This window comes from Propionimicrobium lymphophilum DSM 4903 (genome assembly GCF_000423485.1).
Classification (GTDB): Bacteria; Actinomycetota; Actinomycetes; order Propionibacteriales; family Propionibacteriaceae; genus Propionimicrobium; species Propionimicrobium lymphophilum.
Map to the genome: position 1 here is coordinate 1 of NZ_AUIB01000015.1, position 6,127 is coordinate 6,127.

Below are 6,127 nucleotides of genomic sequence, written 5' to 3' on the forward strand. Positions count from 1 at the left end.
CACCCGCCACTTCTACCGATACGCTCCTCCCCGCCCCCTCAGCGAAATCGACGATGAACTCCAAGCCGTCTCTCGAGACATCATCGCACTCCTCACGGAGATGACTGAATGATCACCGCGACGTCACTCCAGTTTCTGGGAACCTCAATTACTTCCTATGAAGGCAGAACACTGCCAATATTTGCAGTATTTGATGAGACCTCCAAGAAGAACATCGGCTTAGCAGAGGAGAACTTGCTTTCCTTGAGCTATGGGCGAGTAATTCGTAAAAATATAGACACGGTTGACGGTTTACTTCCTGCTTCCTTTGAAACTTATCAGGTGGTCGAGCAGGGACAATTTGTTTTACGCCTCACCGACATGCAGAACGATCAAAAGAGTCTTCGGACTGGCCTAGTTCCCGAGCGTGGAATTATTACATCCGCATACTGCGCTCTAGCGCCTAAGCAAGAGTTCCGAAAATCAACGAGTTTTTTGGAATATTACCTTCACGCGCTCGATGTGAGTAAGTTTCTGTATTCACTCGGTGGTGGCGTTCGGCAAACACTTAAATTTGATGACATCAAGCATGTTCCGGTCTTGATTCCATCAGAAGCTCAGCAGGATCAGATCGTACGGTTCTTGGATGAACACACAGCCAAAATCGACCAACTCGTCGAAAAATACCAGTACATGCTGGGCTTACTAGCGTTGCAGCACGATGCTTGGATGCATCACGCATTTACTACGTTCACGGCCGAACGAAATGAGCCCGTGAAAAGAGTCTTACGCAAAATGAATCGCACACCAATCGAAGGCTCGGGCGTGATTACGGCTTATCGCGATGGCGAAGTTACTTTGCGTGCGAATCGGCGAGAAGATGGATACACATTCTCTGACACTGAAGAGGGCTACCAAGGAATCCAAGTTGGAGATTTAGTTTTTCATGGGCTGGACGGTTTTGCCGGTGCGGTGGGTATCTCCGATAGCGATGGCCAATCGACCCCTGTGTACCACGTATGTCAGTTGCTAAATCAACAGGACGATCTTAAGTTTATCGCTCTCTATCTAAGGTATCTGGGGCTGAGCGGATTCCTATCGACACTAGCCCCAAGCGTGAGGCAACGATCGGTTGACTTCCGCAACTGGCAAACATTCGCAAGGATTCCGCTTTCGCTACCTACGTTGAAGGAACAATCGAAGATTGTTGATCGCGTGGACAACTTCAGTAAGTCCTTGCGGGAAGAACAGCAAACCATCCAGCGGGCGATTGATCTTGCTTTGGAGCGGCGGTCGGCTTTGGTGACTGCTGCGGTGACTGGTCAGATCGAGGTTTAGGAAAGGCGGCAGGCTATGGGCATTGAGCATGAGAAGGCGTTCGAGGACGAGATCTGCGCTTATCTTGGTTTGCACGATTGGATCTACGACGGTCCTGGAGACAATCGAGGCTATGACAAGGATCTGGCCATGTACCCAGCCGATGTGCTGGCTTGGCTGGAAGAAACCCAGCCCCGCGAGCTCGCGAAGGTAGTTGATCCGGCTGCAAGTGCGGTGAAGCAGCAGGAGCAGCGGGAGTTGTTGTTGCAGCGTTTGGCTGCTGAGTTGGATCGGCCGTTGGAGGTCGGTGGCGGCACGTTGGCGGTGTTGCGGCGTGGGTTTAGGAGGACTCCGGCGAAGTTTGAAATGTGTGCGTTTCGTCCGGCTACGACGTTGAATCCTGATTCGTGGGTGGCTTATCGTGCGAATCGTTTGCGGGTGGTGCGTCAGGTGCACTATTCGCGTGCGAAGGCGCAGGATTCGATCGACTTGGTGTTGTTTGTTAACGGGTTGCCAGTGGCAACGATTGAGTTGAAGACTGACGATCAGCAGAGCGTTGATGATGCGGTTCGTCAGTACAAGCAGGACCGTAACCCTAGGGGTGAGAAGCTGTTGGGGTTTGGGAACCGGTGTCTGGTGCATTTTGCTGTGTCGACTGATGAGGTTCGGATGACTACCAAGCTTTCGGGTGCATCGACGGGGTTTTTGCCGTTTAATCTGGGTCGTGATGGTGGTGCTGGGAATCCTGTGAATCCGAATGGTGCGGCGACCTCGTACTTGTGGGAGCGTGTGCTGCAGCGCGATGCGTGGTTGGAGATCTTGGGTAGCTTCATGCATTTGAGCGTGGAGACGTCTTTCGATCCGATCACTGGGGAGAAGAATACGTCGACGAAACTGTTGTTCCCGCGTTTCCATCAATGGGAGTTGGTCACGAGCTTGCTGGCAGCTGCACGTGAGGAGGGTCCTGGGCATCGTTATTTGGTTCAGCATTCTGCTGGTTCGGGTAAGACGAACTCGATCGCGTGGTTGACTCACGGGTTGGCGAAACTTCACGATGATCACAACCAGAAGGTGTTCAATACGGTGGTGGTGGTCACGGATCGTACCGTGTTGGATGATCAGCTCCAGCAGGCGATCACTGGGATTGAGGGCACGCGCGGAACAGTTGCGTCGATCAATGTTGATGAGGTGCGTAAGGCTGGCGAGTCCTCGAAGTCTGCACTGCTTGCGGATGCGTTGTTGTCGAATAAACAGATCGTGATCGTGACGATGCAGACGTTCCCGTTTGTGCTTTCCGCGATCGCGGATACGGCCGGATTAGCTGGCAGAAATTTTGCGATTATCGCCGATGAGGCGCATTCTTCACAGACGGGAAGGGTGTCGCAGAAGCTGCGGGCTGTGCTCACGGCTTCAGAAGCAGCCGAAGTCGAAGAAGGCGCCGAGGTGTCCACGGAGGATATGTTGGCTGCGGAGATGACTGCTCGGGCTCACACTGAGAACTTGTCCTTCTTTGCGTTCACTGCCACACCGAAGGCGAAAACGTTAGAGCTGTTCGGCCGTAAGGATGCTGACGGAATCCCGCAGGCGTTCCATGTATATACGATGCAGCAGGCCATCGAGGAACGCTTCATTCTTGATGTTTTGCGGAACTACACCACATATGACACCGCCTTCCAGGTTGCTCAGAAGGATTGGGACACGAACGAAGATGACATGCTCGTCGATGAGACTACGGCGACGAAGGGCTTGATGCGGTGGGTGTCGTTACATCCGACGAATATTGCCCAGAAGGTGCAGATCATCATCGAGCATTTCCGTGCCAACGCTGCCCATCTCCTTGATGGGCATGCCAAAGCGATGGTGGTTACCTCCTCACGCCCGGCGGCGATCAAGTACAAGGAGGCGATGGACGCCTACATTGCTAAACGTGATTATCCGATGGCGACGTTGGTTGCTTTCTCAGGCTCGGTCAGCGAAACGCAAGTGCCGGGCGTGGCCTTCTCCCACACCGAACCGCCCTACACGGAGATCTCTCTGAACCAAGGGCTGCGTGGGCGGAGTCTACCCAATGCGTTTGCCACCGACGAGTACGATGTGTTGATCGTGGCCAACAAGTATCAGACTGGTTTCGACCAGCCACTGCTGTCAGCGATGTATGTGGATAAACGTCTTTCAGGCATCACCGCTGTGCAAACCTTGTCTCGGTTGAATCGGATGTTCCGCTCAGGTGATATCGAAAAAGTCGCCACCTACGTACTCGACTTCGTCAATGATCCCGAGGAGATCCGGCAATCCTTCCTGCCGTACTATCGCACCGCCGAGATCACCCAACCCACCGACCCTGACATCATCCACGACCTGCGCTACAAGCTCGACAACGCGGGCATCTATCTTCCCGAAGAAGTCGATGACTTCGCGCAGGCGTTCCTGACTCAAGGAGCAACCCACGGTAAGCACACTGGGCCTTTGAAGGCAGCAGCCGATCGGTTCAACGATCGTTACCGTCTTGCCATCCAAGCCCACGACAAAACCCAAGTCGACGAGCTAGACCTGTTTAAGAAGGACGTCGCTTCCTACGTGCGAACCTATGACTTCCTGTCCCAGATCGTTGACTACCAAGACACCATCTTGGAAAAACTCGCACTCTTCCTGCGCCTGTTACTTCCACGCCTGACGGGCAAGAAAAGCGTTGAAGAACTCGATTTCTCCACGATGGAACTGACCCTCATCAAGAACGCACGATCTGGAGACGTCTCCATTGCCTTGGGCGAGGAGAAGAAACTCAAACCCATGGGCGTTGGTGCGGGCATGGTGCACGACCCGAACATGGTCAAGATGCAAGAAGTCATCGACAAAATCAACAAACTATTCGAAGACGTTGACTTCAGCCCCAACGCCGTTGACAGTTGGGTCCAAGGCGTCGTCACGATCCTCGTTGACCAAGAAGGCATCCGCCAACAAGCCTACGCCAACACCTGCGAACAGTTCCGCGAATCACGCGACCTCGAACGGGCAGTTGAAGACGCAGTAGTCAGCCACCAAGAAGACCAATCCAAGATTATGGACTACTTCTTCTCCAGCGCCGCCAACCGTGAACAAATCATCCGCGAGATCAGCGACCTCGTCTACTACCGCATCAACGATGCACAAGATGACCTGGAAGTGAAAAATGCCCCAGACAGCGAGGAGCCTGAGGATGACTGATGTTCATTCGCTCTTCCGTCGATTCGAAGCGAACCTGCGCATGTCACCGTCGACGGTGGAATCAGTGAGGCTTCGATACCGTACAATCACTCGAAGACTCAATATGGACTTCTGGGGCATCAACTCCGATACCCAACACTCGCGGTATGCAGGGTCCTACGGGCGAGGAACCGCCATCTCCACCAGCGACATCGACATACTCGTCGAACTACCAAGCGACGTCTACGAAACGTATTGGATGCAGACGCTGCTTGGGAGCAATGGGCCTTCACGCTTACTCCAGCGAGTGAAAGAAAGCCTCCAGCAAACGTACCCGACAACGAAATTACGCGGCGACGGCCAAGTCATCGTCGTTGAGTTCAGTGATGGCGTGAAGTTCGAAGTTGTTCCAGTCTTCTCTGATGGCTACCAAACTCTTGCCTACCCCGATACTCACAATGGCGGTAGTTGGCAGCACATGAAGCCAGAACTTGAATCACGCGCCTTTGCTGAGCTTTCCAGCGCGAAACCAGGAGGATTGAAAAAGTTCTGCAGAATGCTACGCGCTTGGAATATCAAAAGCGATCTACAGCTTCCTGGACAAGCCATTGACGCGATGGCCTATGAATATTGGTTAACCAGCGAGAACGCCGACAAGGATCCTTTCCTGTATTTTGATTGGCACACACGTGATTTCTTTGCCTACTGGGTCAGCGAATTCAACCGGAACGGTTGGATCGAAGCTCCTGGTAGTCGCAGGCGCATAGACGTGCGTTTCAATAGAACCGAGCTCGAACTCCTCAAAATCTATGCGGATGCCAGTCGCAGCGCTGCCCGCACCGATAATCCTGACGCAGTATCAACGTGGAGACTGATCTATGGTGACAAATTCCCAGAGTCCTGAACGTGACCGCCTTTATTCCCAGATTGAACACGAGTACGGCAGTGTGGTCTATTCCCACGCTACTCAGGAAGAACAGCGCGGCAGACTAGCCAGAAGTGAGCAAATCATCAAGATCATTCAGATCACACTGTCTGCGATGTCAGCTGCTGGACTGGTGGGCTTCTTCTTCACTCAACAAATATGGATCAACGCCATCACAGCAGTCTCTACCTTCATCCTGCTCTTTGTTAACTCGTATAGCTTCCGCCTCGAGATTGGCGCGAAGACCGCACGGCATCGCAAAGCGGGCGATCAGCTATGGCTGCTGGTACGCAAATACCAGTCATTACTCGTTGATTTCAACGACCTCGATACGTCTACGATTCGTGAACGCCGCAACGCCCTGATAGATGAAACTGCAGAGATCTACAGCAGTATCGACCGCACCGATAACAAGAGTTTCAAGGAAGCCCAGAAGCGCCTGAAAGAAGATGGACTCAAAGAGTTCACCCGAGACGAGCTGAACAAGCTGCTCCCAGAAGGACTACAGAAATAACCCCCTCGCCAGATACCCGCTAACGCAAGCCCACCGGCAGCCCCCCCCTCAGCCGGAAATGCGCGCCAACCCAACGAACGCAACAGCCACAAGCGCCAGATCGCCGAGACTCCAGCACGGCAGCAAACAGCCCTAAACGCGATAAAACCACTGGTCAACAGGGATTCATAAGCTCATGCGGCTTTTATCATTTTCGACGTCTAAGTATC

At 53.1% G+C, this 6,127-nt stretch carries 4 protein-coding genes; all 4 read left to right on the top strand.

All coding sequences use genetic code 11. The annotated features are described in order from the left end of the window. Positions 1-108: 108 nt before the first annotated feature. The 4 genes from G556_RS11110 to G556_RS0107240 are packed head-to-tail and all read left to right on the top strand — an operon-like array spanning position 109 to position 5,918. Positions 109-1,317 carry a restriction endonuclease subunit S gene (locus tag G556_RS11110; RefSeq protein WP_051176785.1) on the top strand — a complete coding sequence of 403 codons (1,209 nt, stop codon included), beginning with the start codon at positions 109-111 and terminating at the stop codon, positions 1,315-1,317. Between the two features lie 15 nt (positions 1,318-1,332). Beyond that, complete coding sequence (locus G556_RS0107230; protein ID WP_028822283.1) at positions 1,333-4,500, top strand: type I restriction endonuclease subunit R; 3,168 nt, start codon at positions 1,333-1,335, stop codon at positions 4,498-4,500. Next, complete coding sequence (locus G556_RS10615; RefSeq protein ID WP_036916212.1) at positions 4,493-5,383, top strand: SMODS domain-containing nucleotidyltransferase; 891 nt, start codon at positions 4,493-4,495, stop codon at positions 5,381-5,383. Before G556_RS0107230 ends, G556_RS10615 begins: the two co-directional genes overlap by 8 nt. Continuing rightward, positions 5,358-5,918: an SLATT domain-containing protein gene (locus tag G556_RS0107240; RefSeq protein WP_155941780.1), complete on the top strand. Its 561-nt coding sequence runs from the start codon at positions 5,358-5,360 to the stop codon at positions 5,916-5,918. Before G556_RS10615 ends, G556_RS0107240 begins: the two co-directional genes overlap by 26 nt. The last annotated feature ends 209 nt before the right edge of the window (positions 5,919-6,127 follow it).

Coding starts and splice junctions, on each gene's coding strand:
- G556_RS10615 (WP_036916212.1), top strand. CDS start 4,493: ATGACTGATGTTCATTCGCTCTTCCGTCGATTCGAAGCGAACCTGCGC.
- G556_RS11110 (WP_051176785.1), top strand. CDS start 109: ATGATCACCGCGACGTCACTCCAGTTTCTGGGAACCTCAATTACTTCC.
- G556_RS0107230 (WP_028822283.1), top strand. CDS start 1,333: ATGGGCATTGAGCATGAGAAGGCGTTCGAGGACGAGATCTGCGCTTAT.
- G556_RS0107240 (WP_155941780.1), top strand. CDS start 5,358: ATGGTGACAAATTCCCAGAGTCCTGAACGTGACCGCCTTTATTCCCAG.